The organism is Streptomyces malaysiense (assembly GCF_000980885.2).
Lineage (GTDB): Bacteria > Actinomycetota > Actinomycetes > Streptomycetales > Streptomycetaceae > Streptomyces > Streptomyces malaysiense.
On record NZ_LBDA02000016.1, the window covers coordinates 129,882 to 152,653 of the forward strand.

A 22,772-nucleotide genomic window follows, 5' to 3' on the forward strand; every position below is an offset into this window, starting at 1 on the left:
GTAGCCTCCGCACGGAACGACCCCTGCACGCGCCAACTCCACCCTCAGGAGCCTTGAATGACCCACAGTCCCATGAACCGCCGGGAGTTCGTGAAGAAGTCGGCCGTCACCGGCGCCACCGTCGCCGCGGCGGGCGCGATGGGCAGCGGCACCGCCGAGGCGGCCGAGAGGGGTCACGGCCACGAACGGGCGCCGCGCACCTGGTCGTTCTCCATCCTGGGCACCACCGACCTGCACGGCCACGTCTTCGACTGGGACTACTACGCGGACGCGCCCTACACCGACAAGGCCGGCAACTCGGTCGGCGTGGCCCGCGTCGCCACCCTCATCAAGCAGCAGCGCGAGGCCAAGGGCGAGCACCGCGTGCTGCTCGTCGACGCCGGTGACATCATCCAGGGCACCTCGCTCGCCTACTACTTCGCCCGGGTCGACCCGATCACCGGCACCGACGGCAAGCGCGGTCCCAGGCACCCCATGGCCATCGCCATGAACCACATGCGCTACGACGCCGCCGCCCTCGGCAACCACGAGTTCAACTACGGCATCGACACGCTGCGCAAGTTCGAGGACCAGTGCGACTTCCCGCTGCTCGGCGCGAACGCCCTGCACGCCAAGACGCTGCGTCCGGCCTTCGAGCCGTACACCGTCAAGCGCATCAAGGTCCCCGGCGCCCCCGACATCAAGGTCGGCATCCTCGGCCTGACCAACCCCGGCATCGCGATCTGGGACAAGGACAACGTCGGCGGCAAGCTGGTCTTCCCGGGCCTGGTCGAGCAGGCGAAGAAGTACGTGCCCCGGCTGCGCGCCCTCGGCTGCGACGTCGTCTTCCTGACCGACCACTCCGGGCTGGACGGCTCCTCCTCGTGGGGTGACGAACTCCCCTACGTCGAGAACGCGTCCAACCTGGTCGCCGAGCAGGTCCCGGGCATCGACGCGATCCTGGTGGGCCACACCCACGTCGAGGTGTCCTCGTACACCGTCAAGAACGAGCAGACCGGCGAGGACGTGCTGCTGTCCGAGCCGTACTGCTGGGGCTACCGGCTCAGCGTCTTCGACTTCGAGCTCGAACTGCACCACGGCCAGTGGAAGGTGACGGGCAAGAAGGCGCAGACCCTCAACCCCAACGGGGTGGCCGAGGACCCGCAGATCAAGAAGCTCCTGGAGGCCGACCACGAGCTGGTGGTGAAGTACGTCAACACCCCGGTCGGCACCTGCACGGCGGACCTCTCGGCGGCGGACTCCTGCTGGAAGGACGTGCCGATCATGGACTTCATCCACAAGGTCCAGACCGAGACGGTCAAGGCCGGCCTGTCCGCGGCGGACGCCGCCCTCCCGCTGATCTCGGTCGCCGCGCCCTTCAGCCGCACCGCCGACATCCCGCAGGGCAACGTCACCATCAAGGACATCGCCGGGCTCTACATCTACGACAACACCCTCTACGGCAAGAAGCTCACGGGCGCCCAGCTGAAGGACTACCTGGAGTACGCGGCCAAGTACTACCACCAGGTCCCGGCGGGCACGAAGGTCGACACCGCGACGCTGACCAACGCCAACAGCTTCTGGGACTACATGTACGACACGGCGGCCGGCGTCGACTACGACATCGACATCGCCCAGCCGGAGGGCTCCCGGATCAAGAACCTCAGCTACGACGGCGCCCCCGTCGCCGACGACCAGGTCTTCGTCGTCGCCGTCAACAACTACCGCGCCAACGGCGGTTCGGGCTACCCGCACATCGCCTCGGCGGAGATCGCCTACAGCTCCACCAACGAGATCCGCCAGCTGATGATCGACTACGTCACCGCGACGAAGTCCCTCGACCCGGCCGACTTCGCGGTCACCAACTGGAAGCTGACGCAGGCGGGCACGCCGGTCTTCTAGTCCTCGGTCCGAGGCGCCCGTCCGCTCGCCCGGCGCGGGCGGGCGGGTGCCGGGCACCGGGGCGCCTCGCGCGCCGGCCACCACCGGTCAGCTGAAGACGATCATCGAGCCCTGGGCGAGCGAGCGGGTCGCGGCGGCGTGCAGGCCCAGCCACACGTGGCGTTCGCGGGAGAAGGGGTTCGGGTCGTAGGGAGTGGGGGCGGCCGGCTCCTCCAGTTCGGTGGGGGCCACGGGCGGGGCGGGGGGCGCCGGCGGGTTGGCCGGGTCGATGCCGATGACCGGGGCGACGCACTGGAGCTCGCGCAGCAGCGCCTGGGCGGAGCCCAGGGGGCCGCCGCCCGCGAGGAGCTGCTCGTCGGACAGCGGGTGCGGGAAGTCGACCGGGACGTAGGCGCCCGCGTGGTCGTAGTGCCAGACCAGGTGCGACTGCTGGGCCGTTGACTCGAACATCTCCAGCAACTGCTCGTAGTCACCGCCGAGTTCGTCCACCGGGGTCACCGGGAGGCCACAGACCTGGAGCAGGTAGGCGCGACGCAGGAAGTGCAGGGCGTCGTAGTCGAACCCGGCGACCGGCGCGACCTCGCCGGACAGACCCGGCATGTACTGGTACACCGGCACCGGCGGCAGCCCCGCCGCGGCCAGCGCGTGGTTGTAGTGCGCGAGTTCCTCGGCGAACGGGTTGTCCGGCGTGTGGCACAACACGTCGACGAGCGGTACCAGCCACAGGTCACAGGCCAAGGAGAGCTCCTCACACAAAGAGGTGGTCCGGGAAGCGTAATCGGTGCGCGCGCGGTCCCATACCCCCACGTCCGCTCAGCTGTCGGACAGGTCTTCCAGCAGGGCCAGCGAGTGGGCGTTGGCCGCGGCCACCAGGGTGCGGGCGGCCTCGGTGTCGCGCCGGGCCAGCGCCTCGACCAGGTCCGTGTGGCCGGCCCACAGGCGGCCGCGCAGATCGGGGAGCCGGCGCAGGTGCTGGACCGCGCAGACCCAGGACTGCACGCGCAGCCGGTGCAGGAAGTCGCCGAGGTAGGGGTTGCCGAACAGGACGCTCAACTCGCGCCAGAAGCGGAGGTCGTAGCCGATCAGAACGGTGAGGTCGCCCGCGCCGGCGGCGCGCTGGGCCTCCTCGCCGCGGCGGCGGACGGTGGCCAGTGCTGCGACGGTGCGCGGATCCCCGGGCGGGGTGCGGAAGGCCGGGTGCCCGGCGGCGAGGGCCTGGAACATGCCGTCCGTGACCAGGCTGCGGGCCTCGATCATGTGCCGGTAGTCGGCGAGCGAGTACTCGGGCACGCTGAAGCCGCGATGCTGGTCGGCCTCCAGGATGCCCTGCGCGGACAGGTCGACCAGCGCCTCGCGCACCGGGGTGGCGGAGACGCCGTACTGCTCGGCGATCTCCTTCACGGTGAACGCCCGGCCCGGCCGCAGCCGCCCCGCCAGCACCTCGTCACGGAGCGCGTCCGCGATCTGCTGGCGCAGCGTGCTGCGGGTGACGATGCCGTTGCCGGACATGGCCGGTCTCTCCTCACGCGTATGGGTGACGTGCTCGCACGTATGGCCAACTCCTCAGAGCCTTACGAGCACGTCACCTTACGCGTTCGGCCGCTGCCGACGGCAGCGGCCGGACCGGTTACGCCGTGTACTCGTCCGCCACGGACAGTGCGGCGTCGAGGGCGGCCAGGCCCTCCTTCAGCTCCGCCTCGCTCGTGTTGCACGGCGGCACCACATGGGTGCGGTTCATGTTCACGAACGGCCACAGGCCCTGCTTCTTGGCCGCCGCCGCGAAGGCCGCCATCGGCGCGTTCGCCTCGCCGGCCGCGTTGTACGGCACCAGGGGCTCCCGCGTCTCCTGGTCCTTGACCAGCTCCAACGCCCAGAACATGCCCACGCCGCGGACCTCGCCGACGCTTCTGTGGCGCGCGGCCAGCTCCGCCAGACCCGGCGCCAGCACGCTCTCGCCGAGCCGCTTGGCGTTCTCGACCACACCCTCCTCGGCCATCACGTTGATCGTGGCGACGGCGGCGGCACAGGCCAGCGGGTGCCCGGAGTAGGTCAGACCGCCCGGGTAGGGGCGCTTGCCGAAGGTCTCCGCGATCCTCCCCGAGATCGCCACGCCGCCCAGCGGCACGTAACCGGAGTTCACGCCCTTGGCGAAGGTCATCAGGTCCGGTACGACATCGAACAGATCGGCGGCGAACCACTCGCCGGTACGGCCGAATCCGGCCATGACCTCGTCCAGGACGAAGACGATCCCGTACTTGTCACACAGCTCGCGCACCCCGGCGAGGTAGCCCGGCGGGGGCAGCATGATCCCGGCGGTGCCGGGGACGGTCTCCAGGATGATCGCGGCGATGGTGCCGGGACCCTCGAAGGCGATCGTCGTCTCCAGGTGCTCCAGCGCCCGCGCGGTCTCCTGCTCCTCCGTCTCGGCGTAGAAGCGGGAGCGGTACAGGAACGGCGCCCAGAAGTGCACCACACCGTTGGTGCCGCTGTCGGAGGGCCAGCGGCGGGGGTCACCGGTGAGGTTCACGGCCTGCTGGGTGCCGCCGTGGTACGAGCGGTACGCCGAGAGCACCTTCGGGCGGCCCGTGTGCAGCCGGGCCATGCGCACCGCGTGCTCCACCGCGTCGGCGCCGCCGTTGGTGAAGAAGATCTTGTCCAGGTCGCCGGGGGTCCGCTCGGCGATCAGCCGGGCCGCCTCCGAGCGGGCCTCGATCGCGAACGCCGGGGCGAACGTGGTCATCGTCGCCGCCTGCTCCTGGATGGCCGCGACGACCTTGGGGTGCTGATAGCCGATGTTGGTGTAGACGAGCCCGCTGGTGAAGTCCAGGTACCGCGTGCCGTCGTAGTCCCAGAAGTACGACCCTTCGGCGCCGGCGACGGCGAGCGGGTCGATGAGGTCCTGGGCGGACCAGGAGTGGAAGACGTGCGCACGGTCCGCGGCCTTCACTGCGGCGCCGGCTCCGGGGTCGGTCTGAGGGGTCATGCGGGCGAGCGTAGGTGTCCGGGATGCGGACGGGGTATCGGCGTCCTGTTCCGTGGGCGGGCCCAATCCGCGACAGGTTGTCGACATCGTGTCCGGCGGGGGCGGGCGGCCTGTTACGGAACCGTGGACGGCTGGGCCTCCGGCACCTCGTGGGACCGGATTATTCTCGGGCCGTTGCCACAGCTGACGGGGCGGGAAGGGCAGGCGGTCATGGAGGAACTCGGTCCGGGGGACCCGCAGAGGATCGGGGGGTACCGGCTGCTGGCGCGGCTGGGCGCGGGCGGCATGGGCATGGTGTACCTGGCCCGCTCGGACCGGGGCCGTACGGTCGCCGTGAAGCTGGTGCGCGAGGAGCTGGCCGCGCGGGAGGAGTTCCGGGCGCGGTTCCGGCGCGAGGTGGGCGCCGCGCGGCGGGTCGGCGGGTACTGGACGGCGCCGGTGCTGGACGCGGACACCGAGGCGGCGGTGCCGTGGGTGGCCACCGGATATGTGGCCGGGCCCAGCCTCCAGCAGGTCGTGGGGCACGATCACGGGGCGCTGCCGGAGCGGTCGGTACGAATCCTGGCGGCGGGGCTCGCGCACGCGCTGCAGGACGTCCACGCGGCCGGGATCGTGCACCGGGACCTCAAGCCGTCCAACGTGCTGGTGACCATCGACGGGCCGCGCGTGATCGACTTCGGCATCGCCCGTGCCCTGGAGGCCGGCGCCGCGGGCGGGGAGGGGCTCACCGTGACCGGGTCGCTGGTCGGCTCGCCGGGGTTCATGGCGCCGGAGCAGGTGCGCGGGGACCGGGTCACCCCGGCGTGCGACGTCTTCGCGCTCGGGTCGGTGCTGACGTACGCGGCGACCGGGCGGATGCCGTTCGGGGACGTCGGCAGCGGGGTGCACGCGCTGATGTTCCGGATCGCCCAGGAGGAGCCGGATCTGTCCGGGGTGCCGGAGGGGATCGCCGATCTGGTGCGGCAGTGCCTGCGCAAGGACCCGGCGGCCCGGCCGTCCCTGGACGTGCTGCTGGACCGTACGGGCGCGCAGGACACGGTGTCCGGCGGCCGCTCCCGGGACCCCTGGCTGCCGGGCGCGCTGGTGGCCCAACTGGGGCGGCACGCGGTGGGGTTGCTGGAGGTCGAGGAGCCGGAGGCGGGTGCGGGGGCCGACGAGGACACCGCGGCGCGGGGCGGCGGTTCGCCCGAGCACTCCGCCGTCTCGGACGGGGGAGGGGAGGGCGCGGCGCAGGGAGGCGCGGCCGCCGCCGGGCGGCGGCCGCCGGCGGCCGGGGAGGGCGCGCCGCTGCCGGTGACGGTCCCCGGGGTGTACGGGGACCCTCGGCAGGAGGCCCACCCGCACCCCCAACAGGGCTCTGCCCAGCCGTACTTCGGGCAGGGCGCCGCGTCCGCGCCGCCGCCGGGGACCCCCCGGTCCCCCGGGTACGGGTATCCCCGGCAGTCGTACCCGCCGTACCCGCCCTACGGCGCGGAGCCCGAGCCGGAGCGGCGCAGCGGGCGGTCCACGGCCCTGCTGGTCGTGATCGCGGTGATCGTCGCGGTGGGCGCGGGCGGGTCGGTGTACGCGCTGCTGAACAGCGGGGCCGAGGGTACGGGGAGCGGCGCGGCCGGACCGGCGCCGGCGTCGCGGTCCGCGTCGCCCACCGGTTCCGGGGAGCGCGCCGCGGACCCGGCGCTGCCCTCCGCCCCGCCCTCCTCCTCGGGCGCGGGTGCCGTCCCGGACGCCTACCTCGGGACCTGGGCGGCGACCATCGACAACGCGAGCGGCATCAACACCCGCCGGCTCATCATCCGGCAGGGCGGGGTGGGGGAGGACGTGCTGACCCTGGTCGCGGAGGGCCCGGCGGACGGCGGCGGCTCGTACCACTGCGTCTTCGCGGCCGAACTCAGCCAACCGCCCCACTCCGGTGGGCCGTTGGAGATCGGGCCGTCCACCGTGACCAGTGGTGAGCCCGCCTCCTCGTGCACTCCGGGCGATCCGACGGAGGTCAGCCTGCTGCCGGACGGGCGGTTGCGGCGGGCGCAGCAGGGGAGCGGGGAGAGCCTGACGTACACCCGGCAGTGAGCGGCCGGCTCCCGCGGCCCGCGGGTCCGCCGGACGCGCGCGGGGAACCTCGGCGCGGCACGGGAGGGGACCGGCCGCCGCGTGCGACCTACGACGCCACGGGTGACGACGGCCGTCGTGGCCCGCGCGGCAGTCCCCGGCCCCGCGGGGCTCTCGCGCTCAGCGGGGCTCCGGCGGCCGCTGCCTCGGCATGTTCGGGCGCGTGCCCCCCGCCGGCGGCAGGGCGAACCTGGCCACCTGCCCCACCGCCTCCTGCCGCGGCACGTACGCCGCCGACTGCACCCCCAGCGGTGCCGCGCCCGCCCGGAACGCCACCATCCAGTCCGCCGTCTCCGCCCGGACCAGCTCCGTCATGTCCTCCGAGAAGCGGCGCAGCAGGACCACGCACCGCTCGGCCGCCTCGCTCGCCGTGCCCTCCGTGGGGCCCAGCACCTCCCGCACGCCCTCCACCGCCCAGTCGAACTGGAGCGCCTGGAGGCGCCGCTGCACGGCCTGTGCCGTGGCCACGTCCCGCATCCAGCCGGAGGTCACCCCGAAGTACCGGTCCGCGCCGGCGCACGCGGCCGCGAGGAGCAGGGCCAGGCATCCCCACGGCGCCACGCCCCCCGCCAGCTTCGTCAGATCCAGTAGCGGCAGCGCCGCCCCGGTCACCGCCCCCACCGCCGCCCCGGCCCGCAGCACCCGGGCCCCGCGCCGCTTCCACACCCGGTCCCGCAGATACCAGTCCGCCGTCCGCAGCGCCCCGTGCTCCACCCACCGGTACAGCTCGTCCAGCCGCTCGCCGGGCTCGCCCCAGTCGCCGGGCGGCAGCGCCCGCCCGGTCAGATCACCCGGCCGGGGTCCGGCCGAGCCCTCGCCCCGCCCGTCCTGAGGCGGCCCCTCGGGCTGCATCTCCGGCTGACCCACCCGGCACTCCCTACTGATCACGACCGGTCACGTAGCGTGACATCCCCTGCCGACGTGCGCCACCCTTCCTACCGCCCCATGGGTGGCCCGGTCGTGGCTTCCCTCCCTTTTCCGCCCGGAAGAGGGCCTTGATCAGCTGTGGATCCGCCGTCTCTCTCACCCGAAAGAGTGGCGGTGTGATGGCCGCCCGGACCACGTAGGCTCGTGCCAAGGAGAAAGACACAGAGGAGCTGATCGTGATCCCCGGTGGTGGCCAGCCCAACATGCAGCAGTTGCTCCAGCAGGCCCAGCAGATGCAGCAGGATCTGCAGCGGGCCCAGGAGGAACTGGCGAACACGGACGTCGACGGGCAGGCGGGCGGCGGCCTGGTCAGGGCCACCGTGACCGGCGCCGGCGAGCTGCGCGGCCTGAAGATCGACCCCAAGGCGGTGGACCCGGAGGACACCGAGACCCTCGCCGACCTGATCGTGGCCGCCGTGCAGGCGGCGAACGAGAACGCGCAGGCGCTCCAGCAGCAGAAGCTCGGTCCGCTGGCCCAGGGCCTGGGCGGCGGCACGGGCATCCCCGGTCTGCCGTTCTGACTCCGGTCCAACTAGCGTACGTACCGAAAGGTCTCCAGGAAGGGCGGTCCGTTGTACGAAGGCGTGGTCCAGGACCTCATCGACGAGCTGGGGCGGCTGCCCGGCGTCGGTCCCAAGAGCGCGCAGCGGATCGCCTTCCACGTGCTCCAGGCCGAGCCGACGGACGTGAAGCGGCTCGCGCAGGCGCTCCTGGAGGTCAAGGCGAAGGTCCGCTTCTGCGCGACCTGCGGCAATGTCGCGCAGGAGGAACTGTGCAACATCTGCCGTGACCCGCGCCGCGACCCCTCCGTGATCTGCGTCGTGGAGGAGCCGAAGGACGTCGTCGCGATCGAGCGGACCCGCGAGTTCCGCGGCCGCTACCACGTGCTCGGCGGGGCGATCAGCCCCATCGAGGGGGTCGGCCCCGACGACCTGCGTATACGGGAACTTCTCGCGCGGTTGGCCGACGGGACGGTCACGGAGCTGATCCTGGCCACCGATCCCAACCTGGAGGGCGAGGCCACGGCCACGTACCTCGCGCGCATGATCAAGCCCATGGGCCTGAAGGTCACCCGCCTGGCCAGCGGCCTCCCGGTGGGTGGCGACCTGGAATACGCGGACGAGGTCACCCTCGGCCGCGCCTTCGAGGGGAGAAGACTCCTAGATGTCTGACGCCACGCTGCACGCCACGTCGCAGAATCCCGACGACTTCGCGGTACAGGTCGCGGACCAGGTCGAGAGCTTCCTGGTGGCCGTCACCGAGGTGGCGCGGGGCGACGAGCCCGGCTCGACCGTCCCCTTCCTCCTCCTGGAGATCTCCCAGCTGCTGCTGGCCGGCGGCCGGCTGGGCGCCCACGAGGACATCCTCCCCGACGAGCGCTACGAGCCCGACCCGGGTCCGGAGCCGGACGTGGACGGGCTGCGGGAGAACTTCGCCCGGCTGCTGGAGCCCGTCGACGTCTACTCCGAGGTCTTCGACCCCTACGAGCCCCGCAGGGCCCCGGTGCCTGCCCGGATCTCCGACGACCTCGCCGACATCATCACGGACCTGCGCCACGGCATGGCCCACTACCGCGCGGGCCGCACCACCGAGGCCCTGTGGTGGTGGCAGTTCTCCTACTTCTCCAACTGGGGCCCGACGGCCTCGGCCGTGCTGCGCGCCCTCCAGTCGGTGCTCATCCACGTCCGCCTCAACCAGCCGCTGGAGGAACTGGACGGCCTGGACACCGACCAGCCCCCCATGGGCGACGAGACCCTGGAGTTCGAGGCGGGCCGGGTGATGGCCGAGGAGATCGGCGGACCGCTGGGGATGCGGCCCGGCCCGTGACGCCGTAGTCGTGTCCCGCGGATTACGGCGCCCGGTGTGACCCGGGGCACGTTCCGCGTGGGTCGGCCCCGGCTGGGCAGGAGGCCCTCCGAAGCGGGCGTCCGAGGTCCCATGGGCAGATGTCTCACCATGCGGGAGCAGGGTGGTGGATTTTGGACGCTCGTTAAACTGAGCCGACACAAACGAACCGAGCGAGGAGCGCACGTGGGCCTTGTCGTGCAGAAGTACGGAGGCTCCTCCGTAGCCGATGCCGAGGGCATCAAGCGCGTCGCCAAGCGGATCGTGGAAGCGAAGAAGAACGGCAACCAGGTTGTCGTCGTCGTTTCCGCGATGGGCGACACGACGGACGAGTTGATCGATCTCGCCGCGCAGGTTTCTCCGATGCCTGCCGGGCGCGAATTCGACATGCTGCTGACCGCCGGAGAGCGGATCTCCATGGCGCTGCTGGCCATGGCGATCAAAAACCTGGGCCACGAGGCCCAGTCCTTCACCGGCAGCCAGGCCGGCGTCATCACCGACTCGGTCCACAACAAGGCCCGGATCATCGATGTCACGCCGGGCCGCATCCGGACCGCGCTGGACGAGGGCAACATCGCGATCGTCGCCGGTTTCCAGGGCGTCAGCGCCGACAAGAAGGACATCACCACGCTCGGCCGCGGTGGCTCGGACACCACCGCCGTGGCCCTCGCCGCCGCCCTCGACGCCGAGGTCTGCGAGATCTACACCGACGTCGACGGTGTGTTCACGGCCGACCCGCGGGTGGTCAAGAAGGCGAAGAAGATCGACTGGATCTCCTTCGAGGACATGCTGGAGCTCGCGGCCTCCGGTTCCAAGGTGCTGCTCCACCGCTGTGTGGAGTACGCCCGCCGCTACAACATCCCGATCCACGTACGCTCCAGCTTCAGCGGATTGCAGGGCACGTGGGTCAGCAGTGAGCCGATTGGGGACAAGAAGGTGGAGCAGGCCATCATCTCCGGTGTCGCGCACGACACCTCCGAGGCCAAGATCACGGTCGTCGGCGTGCCGGACAAGCCGGGTGAGGCCGCCGCGATCTTCCGGGCCATCGCCGACGCGCAGATCAACATCGACATGGTCGTGCAGAACGTGTCCGCCGCCTCCACCGGCCTGACGGACATCTCCTTCACGCTGCCGAAGACCGAGGGCCGCAAGGCCATCGACGCCCTGGAGCGCAACCGCCCCGGCATCGGCTTCGACTCGCTGCGCTACGACGACCAGATCGGCAAGATCTCCCTGGTCGGCGCCGGTATGAAGACCAACCCGGGCGTCACCGCGGCCTTCTTCGAGGCGCTGTCCGACGCGGGTGTGAACATCGAGCTGATCTCGACCTCCGAGATCCGTATCTCGGTGGTCACCCGCAAGGACGACGTGTCGGAGGCCGTGCGCGCCGTGCACACCGCCTTCGGGCTCGACTCCGACACCGACGAGGCCGTCGTCTACGGGGGCACCGGCCGATGAACGCCAAGCCGACGCTCGCGGTCGTGGGAGCGACCGGGGTGGTCGGCCGGGTCATGCTCCAGATCCTTTCCCAGCGCAAGGACATCTGGGGCGAGATCCGTCTGTTCGCCTCTCCCCGCCCGGCCGGCCGCAAGCTGGCCGTGCGCGGGGCGGAGGCCGAGGTCTCGGCCCTGGCCGAGGACTCCTTCGACGGGGTCGACATCGCCCTGTTCGACGTGCCGGAGCCGGTCGCCGCCGAGTGGGCTCCGGTCGCCGCCGCGGCCGGGGCGGTGGTCGTGGACAACTCCGGTGCCTTCCGCGCCGATCCGGACGTCCCCCTGGTGGTGCCCGAGGTCAACGCCCACCGGGCGCGCAACCGTCCGCGCGGCATCATCGCCAACCCCGGCGCCACCACCCTCACGATGATCGTCGCCCTCGGCGCGCTGCACGCCGAGTACGGGCTGCGCGAGCTGGTGGTCTCCTCCTACCAGGCGGTGAGCGGCGCCGGCCGGGCCGGCGTGGACACGCTGCGCGCCCAGCTTTCCCAGGTCGCCGGCACCGAACTGGGCACCGCGCCCGGGGACGTACGGCGCCTCGTCGGCGACGCCACCGGCCCGTTCCCGGACCCGGTCGCGCTGAACGTCGTGCCGTGGGCCGGCACCGCGGCCGAGGACGGCTGGTCCTCGGAGGAGCTGCGGGTGCGCGACGAGGCCCGCCGGATCCTCTCGCTGCCCGGTCTGCCGGTCGCCGTCACCTGTGTCCGGGTCCCCGTGGTCACCGCCCACTCCCTCACGGTCCACGCCCGCTTCCAGGGGGCGGCCGCGGTGGACGGCGCCCGCGAGATCCTCGCCACCGCGCCCGGTGTGGTGCTGTGCGACGACCCGGCGGCCGGGGAGTTCCCCACCCCCGCCGACGTGGTGGGCACCGACCCCGCCTGGGTGGGGCGGCTGCGGCAGTCGCCGGACGACCCGACCGCGCTCGAACTCTTCGTCTGCGGCGACAATTTGCGCAAAGGTGCCGCATTGAACCTCGTGCAGATCGCGGAGCTGGTCGTCCAGGAGTCCGCCGGGTGAGCCGTGTGGCCGCTTTGTAGGATCTGTGCGCGAAGTGTGTCCGGCGGCATGGTCGAAACCGCTTGAGCCGGCCCTCTCGGCGACAGAGGATGTGCCTCCCCGCCCTCCGCAACCACGTGGAGGGCGGGGAGCGTCTTTGCGGTCACTCTTCGGGGCGTGGGGGCGCCGTGAGCGGACCGGGCGCGGGGATGCCCGTCCACATCGGACATAGGGGAAGAGCGGGACGCATGACGGCACTTGAGGCACCGCCGGCTGTCGCACATGTGACGCCCGGCGCGTACAACCCTGGCGGGGGCAGACGTGTCCAACAGGCGTGGCAGAGGTACTGGAACTCACAGGGGGCCGCGGCGCCGCGGCCCTTCGGCCGCCGCGCGCGGCGTTGCGTCCCCGCACGCCCGGCGGCATGCCGGTGATCGCGCCCATGCCAGCCGCGCGGCCCGCCCGCATACCCGGTCAGCGTGACGGCGCCGACGATCCCGTGGCCGCGGATGCCGTCGCCGGCACCACCGTGGACCATCTCACCGAGACCTACCGGGCGCACTACCGCTCGCTGCTGGGTCTCGCCGCCCTCCTCCTCGACGACACCGCCTCCTGCGAGGACGTCGTCCAGGAGGCCTTCATCCGGGTCCACTCGGCCCGCAAACGCGTCCGCGACCCGCAGAAGACCCTCGCCTACCTCCGGCAGACGGTCGTCAACCTCTCCCGCTCCACGCTGCGCCGCCGCATCCTCGGCCTCAAGCTGCTGGCCAAGCCGATGCCGGACATGGCGAGCGCGGAGGAGGGCGCGTACGACCGGCTGGAGCGCCGTGACCTCATCAAGGCGATGAAGGGGCTCCAGCGCCGCCAGCGGGAGGTCCTGGTCCTGCGCTACTTCGCGGACATGACCGAGGCCCAGGTCGCCGAGACGCTCGGCATCTCCCTGGGCTCGGTGAAGGCGTACGGTTCGCGCGGCATCGCCGCGCTGCGGGTGGCCATGGAGCAATCGTCATGACCTACGGCCCGCACCACGACGCCACCACCACACCTCACCGCACGCTGGGAACGAAACTGTGAACCACGGCCCCGACGACCGGAGCACCGAGGGGCTCGAACCCGAACGCGACCGCCGGCGCGCCGACTTCTTCGGCTCCCCCGACGGCGGGGAGCCGGGCTCGGCGGACCCGAACACGCGTCCGGGGGTCGAGGGCGAATGGCTCGCCCAGACGCTCGGCGGGCTCGGCTCGGACGAGGCGTCGGTGCGGCGGCTGCTGCACTCCGCGGTCGACGGCATCGAGCCGGGCGCGGGCACGCTGGAGCGGCTGCGCCGGGCGGTCCCCGCGCGCCGGGCCCGCAAGCGGCAGGCAGCCGTGGGCATGGCGGCGGCGGCCCTGTTCTTCGGTACGGCGATCCCGGCCCTGGTGCACGTCTCCGACTCCGGCGGCTCCGACCCGGACACCGCGATGGCCGGCCAGTCCTCGCAGGCGCGGTCCGGCACGGGACACGACAAGGACAAGGGCGGCTCGGCGAGCGACGGCAGGGGCACGGCCGGCAGACCGGTCCGGCCCGGCACGGGGCCCGGGAAGCCCGGGGAGCAGGGCGGCGGGGGCGCGGGCGCCGCCGGTGCCGCCGGCGGCGCGAACCCCTCGGCCACCCTGGCCGCGGGCGTCCCGGTGTGTACGCCGGCCCAGCTGGGCTCCGTCACGGGCAGCGCGGCCGCGCCGGACTCCACGGGGATCGTGTACGGCGCGTTCCGCGTCACCAACACCTCCTCCGGCCCCTGCTCCGTGAGCGGTGCGGGCACGGTGGGCGCGAGCGCGCAGGGCGCGGCGGACCCCGCGAAGATCGCCGTGGTGCGGCATGCGGCGGGCGACGCGGCGGCGGGCCTTCCCGACCCCTCCCAGGAGGCCGCGGGCCTGGTCCTCCAGCCCGGTGCCGCCTACCAGGAGAAGTTCGCCTTCGTCCCCTCCGAGACCTGCCCCACCGCGGGCGGCCCGACCGGCGGCACGGACAGCGGGGCGAGCCCCGATCCGTCCCCCACCCCCAGCGACGGCACGGCGGCCGACACCGGCAGCTCCGCCGGCCCCGCCCCCCAGCTGGGCACGGGCGCCACCGCCGACGGCAGTGTCCTGGTCACCCACACCCCGGCCGCCGGCGGCGCCACGGCTTCGGCGAAGGTGCCGGGGGAGTGCGCGGGGACGGTGTACTACACGGGGGTACTGGCGGTCTCGTAGGAGGCCGGCACGGGCGGGCGCCGGGGACCCCGCCGGGGGAGGCACCCGGCGCGCTGCGGTGAGCGGTCCCCGCGCCCGGCCGGCCCGGACCCCGGTCAGCCGCCGGACACGGAGACCGGCACGGACTCCTCCGGCGCCAGGCCCAGCGCGGCGTCCCGTGCGGCCTCGACCTCCCGCCGCAGCAGCCGGAACCACATGAACACCGTGAACCCGGCGAAGACGAACCACTCCCCGGTGTACCCGAGGTTCTGGAACGCCTTCAGGTCCAGTCCCGTACCGTCCGGCGCCGACGCCGGCACCGCCTTCATCCCGGCGTCCGCCCGGTCCAGCGTCACCCACGCGTCGTACAGGTGGTCCGGCACCAGATTGACCAGCGCCGCCGAACTGATCGCCGCCGTCTGCCCCGCGGGCAGCCCGCCCTGGGCGCTGACCCCGTTGTCCCCCGGCGTCTCGGACGCCTGCAACGCACCGACGACCGTCACCTCGCCGCGCGGCGCGGTCGGCGCCTTCGCCGCGGTCGCCGTCCCGGGCAGCCACCCCCGCACCACGGGGAGCGACTTCCCGCTGTCGGTCCGCAGCAGTGTCAGGACGTAGAACCCGTTCTTGTCGTCCAGTTGCCGGCCGGGCACGAGCAGCTGCGTCCCGTACCGTCCGTGCGCGGACACCCGCCGCCCGGACGTCGCCTTGTCGACCGGCAGCATCGAGTCCAGCGGGCGGGCCGCCTGCGTGGCGTCGGACGCGGCCTGCCGGTTCGCGGCGTGTTCCTCGTGCACCCGCCCCTCGAACCGGCTCAGCTGCCAGGACCCCATGAAGATGCAGAAAGGGATGGCGAGCAGCACGAAAACGTTGATGCCCCACCAGCGCGGAGTCAGCAGAAACCGGTACACGCCTCCCACGGTACGGCGCCCGCCGCATCGTCCCGCCCGCGGGTCAGCCCTTGCGGGCCCCGGGCGCGCTGGACCAGGGGGGCCGACGGCGCGGCCCGCCGGCACGCCGCTGCCCGCGTCCGGGGAGCCCGTGGCGGGAAAGTCGTCCACAGGCCGCGCTCACCCGCCGCACAATTGTCGCGGCGGCCAGGCAGTATGGGCGCATGACTGGGGCCAAGACTGAGAGCACGACGCCGAGCGCACCGCAGACGCCGGGCAGCGCGGACATGCCGGACTGGGAGAAGCGGTTCCGGGCGCCGCGGGTGTCCCTGCCCGACTGGGCCGAGGACGCGCCGGACCGCTCCCTGTTCGTGTCGAACGCGACGGGGACGTACGAGCTGTACGCGTGGGACCGCGCGACGGGCGAGCAGCGCCAGGCCACCGACCGGCCGAACGGCACGACGGACGGCACGCTCTCCCCGGACGGCGCCTGGATCTGGTGGTTCGACGACAAGGACGGCGACGAGTTCGGCGTCTGGCGCCGCCAGCCCTTCACCGGCGGTGCCGACGAGCCGGCCGTCCCGGGCCTCGCCCCCTCCTACCCGGCCGGCCTCGCCCTGGCCCGCGACGGACACACCGCGGTCGTCGGCCGCTCCACGGACGAGGAGGGCACGACGATCCACCTGGCCCGCACGGGCGCGGACCCGGTGGAGATCTACCGGCACCGCGAGTCCGCGGGCGTCGGCGACCTCTCCCACGACGGCTCCCTGATCGCCATCGAGCACACCGAGCACGGCGACGCCATGCACGCGGCGCTGCGCGTGCTGCGCCCGGACGGCTCGACGGTCGCCGAACTGGACGACACCAAGGGCGGCGCCGAGGAGCTGGGCCTGGAGGTGCTGGGCTTCGCCCCGGTCGACGGCGACACCCGGCTGCTCATCGGGCACCAGCGCCGGGGCCGCTGGGAGCCGCTCGTGTGGGACGTGTCCACGGGGGAGGAGGCGGACCTCGCCCTGGAGCTGCCCGGCGACGTCAGCGCCGAGTGGTATCCGGACGGCTCGGGCCTGCTGATCGCGCACAGCTTCGAGGCCCGCAGCGAACTGTTCCGGTACGACCTGGCGAGCCGCGAGCTGACCAGGGTCCCCACCCCGCCCGGTACCGTCTCCGGGGCGACCGCCCGCCCGGACGGCAGCGTGGAGTACCTGTGGTCCTCCTCCGCCGAGCCGTCGGTGGTGCGGTCCACCGCCGGCGGTGTGGTCCTGGACCCGCCCGGCATGAAGTGCCCGCCGTCGGTGCCGGTGGAGGACGTCTGGGTGGAGGGGCCCGGCGGCCGCATCCACGCCCTGATCCAGAAGCCGGCGGGCGCGAGCGGCCCCCTGCCCACCGTCTTCGACCTGCACGGCGGCCCGACCTGGCACGACAGCGACTCCTTCGCCTCCGGCCCGGCCGCCTGGGTCGACCACGGGTACGCGGTGGTCCGGGTCAACTACCGCGGCTCCACCGGGTACGGCCGCGCGTGGACCGACGCCCTCAAGCACCGGGTCGGCCTGATCGAGCTGGAGGACGTGGCGGCGGTCCGCGACTGGGCGGTCTCCTCGGGCCTGGCCGACCCCGACCGCCTGGTCCTCACCGGCGGCTCCTGGGGCGGCTACCTCACCCTCCTCGGCATCGGCACCCAGCCCGAGGCGTGGACGGTGGGTATCGCGGTCGTCCCGGTCGCGGACTACGTCACGGCGTACCACGACGAGATGGAGGCCCTGAAGGCCATGGACCGCACCCTCCTCGGCGGCACCCCCGAGGAGGTCCCGGAGCGCTTCGAGGCGTCCTCCCCCCTCACCTACGTCGACCGGGTCAAGGCCCCGGTCTACATCTCGGCCGGTGTCAACGACCCCCGCTGCCCCATCCGCCAGATCGACAACTACATCCATCGCCTCCAGTCCCTCGGCGCCACCCACGAGGTCTACCGCTACGACGCCGGCCACGGCTCCCTGGTCGTCGACGAGCGGATCAAGCAGGTGGCGCTGGAGCTGGACTTCGCACGGCGGCACCTCCCGGCGTAGCCGCCCCGCCCGGCCGCCCGGCCCCCGCGGCACCTCGCCGCGGGGGTCAGCGCAGGGCGGCCAGGCCCCTGCGGGTGACGGCGACCACCACGCGGTCCCCCTTCGCCAGCACATGGTCGGCGGGGGTGTCGCTGCGGCCCGCGAGCGCCAGCACCCGCCAGGAACCGGGACGGAAGGCCTGGTCCACCGTCCGGCCCTCCAGCATCGGATGACCGTCCACGTCGACCGCGGCGAACAGCAGCACCTGCCGCTCCACCGCCACCGCGCCGAGCACCTGCCGGCCGAGCATCGCCCCCGCGAACGCCGGCGCCGCCAGATGCGTCACGCTCCGGCTCCGGGTCAGGGCGTGCGGATAGGCGGCGCGCAGGGTCCGGTAGACCGCCGTGGCGAAGTCGTCGTCGTACAGCCGCAGCACCACCCGCAGATCCGGCCGCACCGTCCGCGCGTACAGCACCGCCTCCAGGTTCGTGGTGTCCGAGCTGGTCACCGCGAGCAGCGCCTGCGCCCGGTTGATCTTCGCGGACTCCAGGACGCCCTCCTGCGTGACGTCCCCGAGCACCACCGGTACCCGCAGCCGTCGCGCCGTGGCGAGCCCGCGCGCCTCGGGGTCGGACTCGACGCACACCACCGGCACGTTCAGCTCCCGCAGCCGGGTCAGCACCCGGGTGCCGATCTTGCCGAGCCCCAGCAGCACCACATGCCCGCCGAGCCCGCGCGGCGGCCTGCGCAGCGAGGTGGCGGTGCGGAAGGTGCCCAGCGCCTCCAGGACGGCGGCCAGCAGCACCGGCAGCAGCAGCAGCCCCACCAGCGCGGACAGGAGCTGGAGCAGCTGGCGGCCGAGCGGCGCGCCGAGCGCCGGGTCGTCGATGGCGAACATGTCGAGCAGGGTGAGGTAGAAGGCCCGCACCGGATGGATCCCGGTCACCACCCACAGGGCGACGGCCATCGCGAGCACACAGCCGACCAGGCCGGCCAGCGACCACCGCAGCCGCCGCGAGAACAGCGAGTTGAGCCAGGGGACGACCCCCGCCCCGCGTGCCGCCGACTCCGGCCCGCCCGCGGTCGACACCTGCTCCAGCACGATCGCGGTCCGCCCGGCGGCGCCCCGCACCTCCTCGTCGGCCGGCAGCAGCCGCGGCTCCTGGTCCCCGCCGGCCGTTCCGGTGGGGTCGCCGACCGAGAGCAGGGCGAGGGTGTGCGGGCCCGAGTCGGCGGGCAGCGGCCGTTCCACCGCCCGCAGCAGCAGCCCCTCGGTCTGCACGACCTTGCTGGTGCCCGCGAGCGCGGTCGCGGCCAGCGCCGGCGCGGCGGTGTCGGCGTCGGACAGCACGGTCGTCGACGCCTCCGCGCCGGAGTCGTCTCCGCCGTCGTAGGCCAACGCGGCCGCCTGGTCCAGGAGTTCCTCGATGTGCTGGCCCAACCGCCGGTTGTAGAGCCGCAGTACGAGCCGCAGCCGGGGGTTGAGCCGGCGGGCGGTGAGCGCGGCGCGGATGTTGGTCTCGTCGTCGTCGTGCACCAGCGCGAGCGCGGTGGCCCGCTCCACCCCGGCCGCCGCGAGCACCGCCTCGGTCAACTCGAATGCTTCTAGAACGGGTTCACCGGCCGCCGCGGCCGGCGCGGCCGCCGTGCCCGCCACGGCGGGCCGGCCTCCGACCGCCGCGCTGACCACCCGGTCGAGCAGCGCCGCCGACGCGGCCCGCGCCCGGCCGACCACCGGCCCTCTCGCCGCGCGCTCGGCCGGCGGCACCACGAGGGTCACCTGCTCGCCGTACACCCCGCGCAACTCGGCCGCCAGCCGGTGCGCCAGCCCGTCGTCCCCGCACACCACCATGTGGGGTGCGCCGGGTCCCCCTTGAAACGGAACGCTCGCCACGAGGGGAAAGACTGCCTCAGAAGGAAGCCTGGTTCCAGGCGGACCGAACGCTCGTGTCGTTCACCGGCGTTCGGTCCGCGCAGGACGTGCCGGGAGCCGTCAGCGCTCGGCCGCCGCCTTCTCGAAGTCGAAGCGCGCCAGATCCGCCAGCCACACCCGGGCGTTGCCGTCCGAGGGGGCCCGCCAGTCGCCGCGCGGGGAGAGCGAACCACCGGCCGAGACCTTGGGCCCGTTCGGCATGGCCGAGCGCTTGAACTGCGCGAACGCGAAGAAGCGGCGGCAGAAGACCTCCAGCCAGCGCACGATCTCCGGGAGGTCGTACGCCACCCGCTTGGCCGCGGGGAAGCCGGGCGGCCACGCGCCCGACTCCGCGTCCTGCCAGGCGTGCCAGGCCAGGAAGGCGATCTTCGAGGGCCGCAGGCCATGACGCAGCACGTGGAAGAGGGTGAAGTCGTGCAGCGCGTACGGGCCGATCTTCGACTCGGTGGACTGCATCTCCTCGCCCGGCACCAGCTCCGGGCTGATCTCGGTGTCCAGGATCGCGGCCAGGATCTCGCCGGTCTCCGCGTCGAACTGCTCGCTGCTGATCACCCAGCGGATCAGGTGCTGGATCAGCGTCTTGGGCACACCGGAGTTGACGTTGTAGTGGCTCATCTGGTCGCCGACGCCGTACGTCGACCAGCCGAGCGCCAGCTCGGAGAGGTCGCCGGTGCCGAGCACGATGCCGCCGCGCTGGTTGGCCAGCCGGAACAGGTAGTCGGTGCGCAGGCCCGCCTGGACGTTCTCGAACGTGACGTCGTACACCGGCTCGCCGGCGGCGAAGGGGTGGCCCATCTCCTCGAGCATCAGCCGCGCGGTCGGCGTGATGTCCAGCTCGGCCGCGGTGATGCCGAGCGCCCGCATCAGCCGGTGCGCGTTGTCCTTGGTGTGGTCGCTGGTGGCGAAGCCGGGCAGGGTGAAGCCCAGGATGTCGCTGCGCGGGCGTCCGGCGCGGTCCATCGCGCGGGCGGCGACGATCAGCGCGTGCGTGGAGTCCAGACCGCCGGAGACGCCGATGACCACCTTGGGGCCGCCGATCGCCCCGAGCCGCTGCTGGAGCCCCTCGACCTGGATGTTGTACGCCTCGTAGCAGTCCAGGGCGAGCCGCTCGGGGTCGGCGGGCACGAACGGGAAGCGCTCCACGCGGCGCCGCAGCCCCAGGTCGGTGGCGACCGGCGGGTCCAGCAGGAAGGACACCGTGCGGAAGCCGCCGGTGCGCGCGGCATGGGTGCGGCGGTTGTCGTCGAAGCTGCCCATCCGGCTCCGCTCCTGCCGCAGCAGGTCGAGGTCGACGTCGGCCGCCGCGAACTGCTCGCCGAGCGGGAAGCGCTCGGACTCGGCCAGCAGCGCCCCGTTCTCGTAGATCATCGTCTGGCCGTCCCATGACAGGTCGGTGGTCGACTCGCCGAGACCGGCCGCCGCGTAGACGTACGCGGCGAGGCAGCGGGCGGACGCCGAGCGGCACAGCAGCTTGCGGTCCTCGGCCCGGCCGACGGTGATCGGGCTGCCGGAGAGGTTCGCCAGCACGGTCGCCCCGGCCAGCGCGGCCTCGGCGCTCGGCGGCACCGGCACCCACATGTCCTCGCAGATCTCCGCGTGCAGCACCAGGCCCGGCACGTCGTCCGCCGCGAACAGCAGATCCACGCCGAACGGCACGTCCGCGCCGCCGACCCGGACGGTGCCGCCGCGCTCGTCGTCGCCCGCGGCGATCTGGCGGCGCTCGTAGAACTCCCGGTAGTTCGGCGGGTACGACTTCGGGGCCACGCCGAGGATCTTGCCGCGGTGCACCACGACCGCGCAGTTGTAGATCCGGTTGCGGTGGCGCAGCGGGGCGCCGACCACCAGTACCGGCAGCAGGTCCGCCGACCCGGCGACCACCTCCGCCAGGGCCGCCTCGACCGCGTCCAGCAGCGGGTCCTGGAGCAGCAGGTCCTCGATCGAGTAGCCGCACAGCACCATCTCGGGGAAGACGGCGACGGCGACGCCCTCCTCGGCGCACCGGCGCGCCTGGCGCAGGACCGATTCGGCGTTGGCGCCCGGGTCGGCGATGACGGTGTGGCCCGTGCACGCGGCGACGCGCGCGAAGCCATGCTGATAGATCGACCAGAAGTTCACAGGGGGAAGCCTAGAACTTCTGCTCCACGGCGGTCGCGGGCGCTCGCCTTTGCCCCGAACGGGGACGTACAGTACCCCTAGGGGTATTTCTTGAGGAGTGAGCGTGGAACTGGAGCTTGAGGGTGCGTCCCTGAAGGCCGTGCTGAACCGGCTGCGGCGTGCGCAGGGCCAGATCTCCGGGGTGATCCGGATGATCGAGGAGGGCCGGGACTGCGAGGATGTCGTCACCCAACTGGCCGCCGCCTCGCGGGCGCTGGACCGCGCCGGATTCGCGATCATCGCCACCGGGCTCCAGCAGTGCGTGGCCGACATCGAGTCGGGGCGCAAGAACGGGGAGGACGCACAGGAGATGAAGGCGCGGATGGAGCGGCTCTTCCTGTCGCTGGCGTAGGTCCCCCCAGCACTCCCTCCGCAGCGCCGGAGGCCCTCGCACACCCGCGTGCGGGCCGTTCGGCCCTTGTCCGCGCCCGTCCGCCCGCACTTCACTGGTCCGCCGGCCCCCGACCACCTCCGGCAAGGCGGAACGCCCGATGACCAGTGACACGACCACCGGCGCCACCCCTCGGCAGCGGGACCGGCGCGGCAGCCGGCCGATCCCGCCCGAGGCCACGGCCACCGCTTCCCGTGCCTTCGCCTGGCTGCTGATCGTGACCGGCGCGCTCGGCATCCTGGCCTCCTTCGTGATCACGATCGACAAGATCCAGCTGGTCCAGGACCCGCACTTCACCCCGTCCTGCAACCTCAGCCCGGTGGTGTCCTGCTCCGACGTGATGCGCAGCGCCCAGGCGTCCGTCTTCGGCTTCCCCAACCCCCTGCTGGGCCTCGCCGCCTACCCCGTCGTGGTCACCACCGGCTTCGCCCTGCTGTCCGGTGCCCGCTTCCGGCGCTGGTTCTGGCTCGGCCTGAACGCGGGCACGTCGTTCGGCGCGGGCTTCTGCATGTGGCTGATGAGCCAGGCCCTGTACGACATCGGCGCGTTGTGCCTGTGGTGCTGCCTGGCCTGGGCGGCCACCATCGCGATGTTCTGGTACACCACCGCGCACAACCTGATGCACGGCGTCATCCGCGCGCCCCGCGCCGTGGTGGCCGGCGTGCTGGAGTTCCACTGGGCGGTGCCGCTCACCTGGTGCCTGGGCATCGTGATGCTGATCGCCACGCGGTGGTGGGACTACTGGGTGTCGCTGCTGTGACGGAACGTCCCTGAGGCCCTCACCACGACGGCGCTCAAGGAGGCCGGGCCGAAAGGCCGAGGGGCCGGGGGCCGAAAGGCCAAAAGGCCGAGGGGCTCAGGGGCTCAGGGGCTGAGGGGCCGAGGGGCCGGAGGGTCCGGGGGCCGGCGGGGCTCGCCGACCCGCTC

The 22,772-nt window shown here is 73.0% G+C and carries 19 protein-coding genes; 12 read left to right on the top strand and 7 right to left on the bottom strand.

The features are described 5' to 3' along the window. Positions 1 to 57 precede the first annotated feature (57 nt). A complete protein-coding gene (locus VT52_RS08605) occupies positions 58 to 1,881 on the top strand; it encodes a bifunctional metallophosphatase/5'-nucleotidase (RefSeq protein WP_046417537.1) in 1,824 nt (607 codons plus the stop codon). Positions 1,882 to 1,968: 87 nt separating this feature from the next. Here VT52_RS08605 and VT52_RS08610 read toward each other — a convergent pair whose 3' ends face one another. The 3 genes from VT52_RS08610 to VT52_RS08620 all read right to left on the bottom strand — a co-directional run bounded on the left by VT52_RS08610 (position 1,969) and on the right by VT52_RS08620 (position 4,864). After that, positions 1,969 to 2,619, bottom strand: coding sequence for a hypothetical protein (locus VT52_RS08610; RefSeq protein ID WP_046417534.1), 651 nt, complete (start codon positions 2,617 to 2,619; stop codon positions 1,969 to 1,971). A 75-nt stretch (positions 2,620 to 2,694) separates the two neighbouring features. Continuing rightward, positions 2,695 to 3,390 carry a GntR family transcriptional regulator gene (locus VT52_RS08615; protein ID WP_046417533.1) on the bottom strand — a complete coding sequence of 232 codons (696 nt, stop codon included), beginning with the start codon at positions 3,388 to 3,390 and terminating at the stop codon, positions 2,695 to 2,697. Between the two features lie 118 nt (positions 3,391 to 3,508). Continuing rightward, a complete protein-coding gene (locus tag VT52_RS08620; protein WP_046417531.1) occupies positions 3,509 to 4,864 on the bottom strand; it encodes an aspartate aminotransferase family protein in 1,356 nt (451 codons plus the stop codon). 210 nt (positions 4,865 to 5,074) lie between these two features. Here VT52_RS08620 and VT52_RS08625 point away from each other — a divergent pair, with 210 nt between their 5' ends. Further along, positions 5,075 to 6,931 carry a serine/threonine-protein kinase gene (locus VT52_RS08625; RefSeq protein ID WP_046417529.1) on the top strand — a complete coding sequence of 619 codons (1,857 nt, stop codon included), beginning with the start codon at positions 5,075 to 5,077 and terminating at the stop codon, positions 6,929 to 6,931. A 159-nt stretch (positions 6,932 to 7,090) separates the two neighbouring features. Here the strand turns inward: VT52_RS08625 and VT52_RS08630 are convergent, their stop codons facing one another. Then, positions 7,091 to 7,837, bottom strand: a complete 747-nt coding sequence (locus VT52_RS08630; RefSeq protein WP_046417526.1) for an SLATT domain-containing protein — start codon at positions 7,835 to 7,837, stop codon at positions 7,091 to 7,093. 236 nt (positions 7,838 to 8,073) lie between these two features. On the opposite strand from VT52_RS08630, the gene VT52_RS08635 reads away from it, so the two are divergent. The 7 genes from VT52_RS08635 to VT52_RS08665 all read left to right on the top strand — a co-directional run bounded on the left by VT52_RS08635 (position 8,074) and on the right by VT52_RS08665 (position 14,462). After that, positions 8,074 to 8,418, top strand: coding sequence for a YbaB/EbfC family nucleoid-associated protein (locus tag VT52_RS08635; RefSeq protein ID WP_046417524.1), 345 nt, complete (start codon positions 8,074 to 8,076; stop codon positions 8,416 to 8,418). 51 nt (positions 8,419 to 8,469) lie between these two features. Further along, the gene (recR, locus tag VT52_RS08640; RefSeq protein WP_046417522.1) at positions 8,470 to 9,069 is read left to right on the top strand and encodes a recombination mediator RecR; all 600 of its coding nucleotides are present in this window, start codon (positions 8,470 to 8,472) and stop codon (positions 9,067 to 9,069) included. Further along, positions 9,062 to 9,724 carry a DUF5063 domain-containing protein gene (locus VT52_RS08645; RefSeq protein WP_046417520.1) on the top strand — a complete coding sequence of 221 codons (663 nt, stop codon included), beginning with the start codon at positions 9,062 to 9,064 and terminating at the stop codon, positions 9,722 to 9,724. The genes recR and VT52_RS08645 overlap by 8 nt, the downstream gene beginning before the upstream one ends. Positions 9,725 to 9,928: 204 nt before the next feature. Continuing rightward, on the top strand, positions 9,929 to 11,200 hold the full coding sequence (locus VT52_RS08650; RefSeq protein ID WP_046417517.1) for an aspartate kinase: 1,272 nt from the start codon (positions 9,929 to 9,931) through the stop codon (positions 11,198 to 11,200). After that, positions 11,197 to 12,252 carry an aspartate-semialdehyde dehydrogenase gene (locus VT52_RS08655; protein ID WP_046417514.1) on the top strand — a complete coding sequence of 352 codons (1,056 nt, stop codon included), beginning with the start codon at positions 11,197 to 11,199 and terminating at the stop codon, positions 12,250 to 12,252. The genes VT52_RS08650 and VT52_RS08655 overlap by 4 nt, the downstream gene beginning before the upstream one ends. Positions 12,253 to 12,565: 313 nt before the next feature. Next, positions 12,566 to 13,243, top strand: coding sequence for a SigE family RNA polymerase sigma factor (locus VT52_RS08660; protein WP_079174923.1), 678 nt, complete (start codon positions 12,566 to 12,568; stop codon positions 13,241 to 13,243). Between the two features lie 58 nt (positions 13,244 to 13,301). Next, complete coding sequence (locus tag VT52_RS08665) at positions 13,302 to 14,462, top strand: hypothetical protein (RefSeq protein WP_240509687.1); 1,161 nt, start codon at positions 13,302 to 13,304, stop codon at positions 14,460 to 14,462. Positions 14,463 to 14,557: 95 nt separating this feature from the next. Here VT52_RS08665 and VT52_RS08670 read toward each other — a convergent pair whose 3' ends face one another. Further along, positions 14,558 to 15,349 (bottom strand): SURF1 family protein, encoded by a 792-nt coding sequence (locus tag VT52_RS08670; protein WP_206306466.1) that lies wholly within the window; start codon positions 15,347 to 15,349, stop codon positions 14,558 to 14,560. Between the two features lie 266 nt (positions 15,350 to 15,615). Here VT52_RS08670 and VT52_RS08675 point away from each other — a divergent pair, with 266 nt between their 5' ends. Beyond that, positions 15,616 to 17,388 carry a S9 family peptidase gene (locus VT52_RS08675; RefSeq protein ID WP_167377669.1) on the top strand — a complete coding sequence of 591 codons (1,773 nt, stop codon included), beginning with the start codon at positions 15,616 to 15,618 and terminating at the stop codon, positions 17,386 to 17,388. Between the two features lie 46 nt (positions 17,389 to 17,434). Here the strand turns inward: VT52_RS08675 and VT52_RS08680 are convergent, their stop codons facing one another. Both VT52_RS08680 and VT52_RS08685 read right to left on the bottom strand, forming a co-directional pair. After that, positions 17,435 to 19,219 carry a potassium channel family protein gene (locus VT52_RS08680; RefSeq protein ID WP_046417506.1) on the bottom strand — a complete coding sequence of 595 codons (1,785 nt, stop codon included), beginning with the start codon at positions 19,217 to 19,219 and terminating at the stop codon, positions 17,435 to 17,437. A gap of 141 nt (positions 19,220 to 19,360) precedes the next feature. Further along, positions 19,361 to 21,415 (bottom strand): NAD(+) synthase, encoded by a 2,055-nt coding sequence (locus tag VT52_RS08685; RefSeq protein WP_046417505.1) that lies wholly within the window; start codon positions 21,413 to 21,415, stop codon positions 19,361 to 19,363. Between the two features lie 103 nt (positions 21,416 to 21,518). On the opposite strand from VT52_RS08685, the gene VT52_RS08690 reads away from it, so the two are divergent. Next, complete coding sequence (locus tag VT52_RS08690; RefSeq protein ID WP_046417503.1) at positions 21,519 to 21,806, top strand: metal-sensitive transcriptional regulator; 288 nt, start codon at positions 21,519 to 21,521, stop codon at positions 21,804 to 21,806. 139 nt (positions 21,807 to 21,945) lie between these two features. After that, a complete protein-coding gene (locus tag VT52_RS08695) occupies positions 21,946 to 22,605 on the top strand; it encodes a vitamin K epoxide reductase family protein (RefSeq protein ID WP_053055432.1) in 660 nt (219 codons plus the stop codon). The last annotated feature ends 167 nt before the right edge of the window (positions 22,606 to 22,772 follow it).

Coding starts and splice junctions, on each gene's coding strand:
- VT52_RS08605 (WP_046417537.1), top strand. CDS start 58: ATGACCCACAGTCCCATGAACCGCCGGGAGTTCGTGAAGAAGTCGGCC.
- VT52_RS08615 (WP_046417533.1), bottom strand. CDS start 3,390: ATGTCCGGCAACGGCATCGTCACCCGCAGCACGCTGCGCCAGCAGATC.
- VT52_RS08620 (WP_046417531.1), bottom strand. CDS start 4,864: ATGACCCCTCAGACCGACCCCGGAGCCGGCGCCGCAGTGAAGGCCGCG.
- VT52_RS08625 (WP_046417529.1), top strand. CDS start 5,075: ATGGAGGAACTCGGTCCGGGGGACCCGCAGAGGATCGGGGGGTACCGG.
- VT52_RS08645 (WP_046417520.1), top strand. CDS start 9,062: ATGTCTGACGCCACGCTGCACGCCACGTCGCAGAATCCCGACGACTTC.
- VT52_RS08655 (WP_046417514.1), top strand. CDS start 11,197: ATGAACGCCAAGCCGACGCTCGCGGTCGTGGGAGCGACCGGGGTGGTC.
- VT52_RS08675 (WP_167377669.1), top strand. CDS start 15,616: ATGCCGGACTGGGAGAAGCGGTTCCGGGCGCCGCGGGTGTCCCTGCCC.
- VT52_RS08680 (WP_046417506.1), bottom strand. CDS start 19,219: ATGGTGGTGTGCGGGGACGACGGGCTGGCGCACCGGCTGGCGGCCGAG.
- VT52_RS08695 (WP_053055432.1), top strand. CDS start 21,946: ATGACCAGTGACACGACCACCGGCGCCACCCCTCGGCAGCGGGACCGG.